The organism is Sulfuricurvum sp., from assembly GCF_049305995.1.
Taxonomy (GTDB): domain Bacteria; phylum Campylobacterota; class Campylobacteria; order Campylobacterales; family Sulfurimonadaceae; genus Sulfuricurvum.
Genome location: NZ_JBAQPS010000110.1, coordinates 1 through 2,595 on the forward strand (window position 1 = coordinate 1; position 2,595 = coordinate 2,595).

Below are 2,595 nucleotides of genomic sequence, written 5' to 3' on the forward strand. Positions count from 1 at the left end.
GCACGTCGAACCAATTTCGAAGTCGAGAACCCATGCACTATTAACATCGTTTATATAACTTGACGACGACCAGAAAGCACCACCACTAATCATTTGTTTATACACCTTTCCCCAGTTGTTGAGGAAAGAATTGCCAAAATGACCGTCTATTTGTTTTGACTCATTAGCTTTTGCTTGTGAGTTCATGTAACAGCCATCCCCATAATAACCTAAAGTAGCGAGAGTTATCAGTTCTTCTTTACTAGGGAGTCTCCAGTCATTGTGTCCTGCAAGTGTAAGATTTTTACAATACTCTTTTGCCCCATGCCAATCTTGAACTTTTCCAGTTTTAGTACCATTATCCCTAGCTGATATTTCATCATGAGTATAGAATTCATCCTGCCACACCAGTCCTGTAGTATTATCCATAAAAACTACTTTTAGGCTCTTTTCAGCGATAATATATTTTTCGAGTGCTTCCTTGTAAAATTTTGCACCTTGCCCTTGTTCTAAGTATTTATCGAAAGCACTAATCGCCTCTTTTGGCTTTTTTAGCTCCAAAAGTGCCACTCCGTAGTGATACCAATAAGTATCTGGTAGTTTTAAGTTTAATTCTTTCATTTTCTCTAGTTTTTCGAGAGCAGAGCTAAAGTCTTTTGAGTCGATGTCTGTTTTAGCTCCAAGTGCCAATTTGTCCATTTCTATCTGCGGTGGTAAAGCCAAAAGTTGGGTTGAAAATAATATTGCCGTTATGGCATTTAGTAGGTATTTTTGTTTCATGATTGCTCCTTTTTTTAAATCTCAATGAAAACTTATTGATTTGTGTTTTTTATTCATTTGATTAAATTATTATATAATTTTTGAACTTGGTCATATTCAAGCTCATCTTTATCTCGCTGTATCCTCATTTTTTCTAATTCTATATTTTTTAAAGATGTTTCAATAGTATTTAGTGCTATTAACGCCTCTTTATAAAACTTCGCCCCTTGTCCTTGGGAGAGATACTTATCGAACATATCCTGTGCATCTTTATACCGACCCGTTTCGAGTAGTGATACACCGTAGTGATAGCTAAAGGTATCGGGGAGTTTGACACCCAGTTTTTGCATCGCTTCGAGCTTTTCTACGGCAGTCTCATAATCCTTTGCCTCCATCGCTGTTTTAGCGGCGAGTCCGAGACGGTCGGCTTCTACTTGAGGGGGTAAAGCCAAAAGTTGGGTTGAAAATAATATTGCCGTTATGGCATTTAGTAGGTATTTTTGTTTCATGATTACTCCTTTGAAATTGTTATTATTAAACTGTTGGCTTTTTCATAGCCATACGTCAAAAGAAAAGGTTTAAATGAATCATAATCATGCATAATGATTTTTGCATAATATGACAATGGAACGGATACATCTTCTTCATTGATAAGACCAATATTTATATAGTGAGCTATCAGTTCGAGTTTGTCAAAAAAATCCTCAAAACAGTCACGAATGAATTGTTCTTTTTCATTGAAGGCTAAATTATCAACTCTCATACTAAGTCGCACATTATCCAGTGTAATAAAATGAGAAAAAGTATTATCTTGATATGCTCTACCATCCCAATCCAACATTTTCATTGCATTTTTTGATTTAACCTCCGAGAACATTTTGTCCAATATATCACGAGCCGTAGAGAGTTGCTTGAGTCTATTTTCTTTTGCCTTTTCTTTGGTGCTATTACGAAATTCATATAAAGATTTATTGAACCCTAAAATCGTAATTATCGATACGATTGGAAAAGTTGCAATGTCAAAAATATTCTTCATATTTTTTAAACATATTTCCATTACATCTTTTGTAGTACAAAAGTCCATGTTTATTTATCCTTATTTGAGTAATTGACGTTTTAGCAAATCTGCTTTGATTTTTTCATTTATTTTGTTCGTCATAAAACTTGAAATTTCATGAGCTATGTAATTTTTGATAGGCTTAATTCCCATTAAGGTTTTAATACATCTAAAAAACCAATTATTACTTTTTGCATCGATAAATTCATTCAGAAGATACGATTTTTGAAATACCGTAGTTATCCTTGTCTCAATCATGGATGATAATGAGTCAAACTCTTTTTGAGTCATCACGATGCTATTAAAATTGACTGGAATGATCTTATCGGTAATTTTGTGATCCGGTAAATCGACCATCGGGATAACTTGGATAAATTCTTGATTGTTCTTATCAAATAGATTGCATCCTTTTTCTCTAAGCCAGTCGATATTCTCTTTTACAATAGGATTTGCGACACCTATGTAAAAATAATTCATTAGAAAGCTCTGTGCATTTTTACGTCCGAGTTGAAAATCATGCTGACGGAATTTTTCGCTTAAAAAACCGCCGAAAGCACCGACCGATGCACTCGCCAATTCATGCCCAGTTTGCGCGTCGTCACGGCTTGGTGCGATTAAATATCGGCTGAATATGTTTTGATCAGCCGCAAGTTCAAACTCTTCGGGTTTGAAACGAGCTTGCTCTTTTAAACTTCCAAACAGTTTAGATGCCATGTCAAAAAGGGTTTTGTTTCCATACGTGAATGGTTCAAGCGGTTCGGCAGGAAATGGATCGACCATAATAACAGAACGATGTGCTT

General features: G+C 35.3%; 4 protein-coding genes. All 4 read right to left on the minus strand.

Annotated features, from left to right (window positions below; genetic code table 11):
- Positions 1-759: DUF1566 domain-containing protein (locus tag WA010_RS03680; RefSeq protein WP_422555817.1), on the minus strand; the 759-nt coding region annotated here is incomplete at its 3' end.
- 53 nt (positions 760-812) lie between these two features.
- Positions 813-1,247: a hypothetical protein gene (locus tag WA010_RS03685; RefSeq protein ID WP_422555818.1), complete on the minus strand. Its 435-nt coding sequence runs from the start codon at positions 1,245-1,247 to the stop codon at positions 813-815.
- A gap of 2 nt (positions 1,248-1,249) precedes the next feature.
- Positions 1,250-1,822 (minus strand): hypothetical protein, encoded by a 573-nt coding sequence (locus tag WA010_RS03690; RefSeq protein WP_422555819.1) that lies wholly within the window; start codon positions 1,820-1,822, stop codon positions 1,250-1,252.
- 12 nt (positions 1,823-1,834) lie between these two features.
- On the minus strand, positions 1,835-2,595 hold a 761-nt coding region (locus WA010_RS03695), incomplete at its 5' end, for a hypothetical protein (RefSeq protein WP_422555820.1).

Bases quoted from the DNA above. Each gene is read 5' to 3' on its own strand.
- WA010_RS03685 (WP_422555818.1), bottom strand. From the start codon at position 1,247: ATGAAACAAAAATACCTACTAAATGCCATAACGGCAATATTATTTTCA.
- WA010_RS03690 (WP_422555819.1), bottom strand. From the start codon at position 1,822: ATGGACTTTTGTACTACAAAAGATGTAATGGAAATATGTTTAAAAAAT.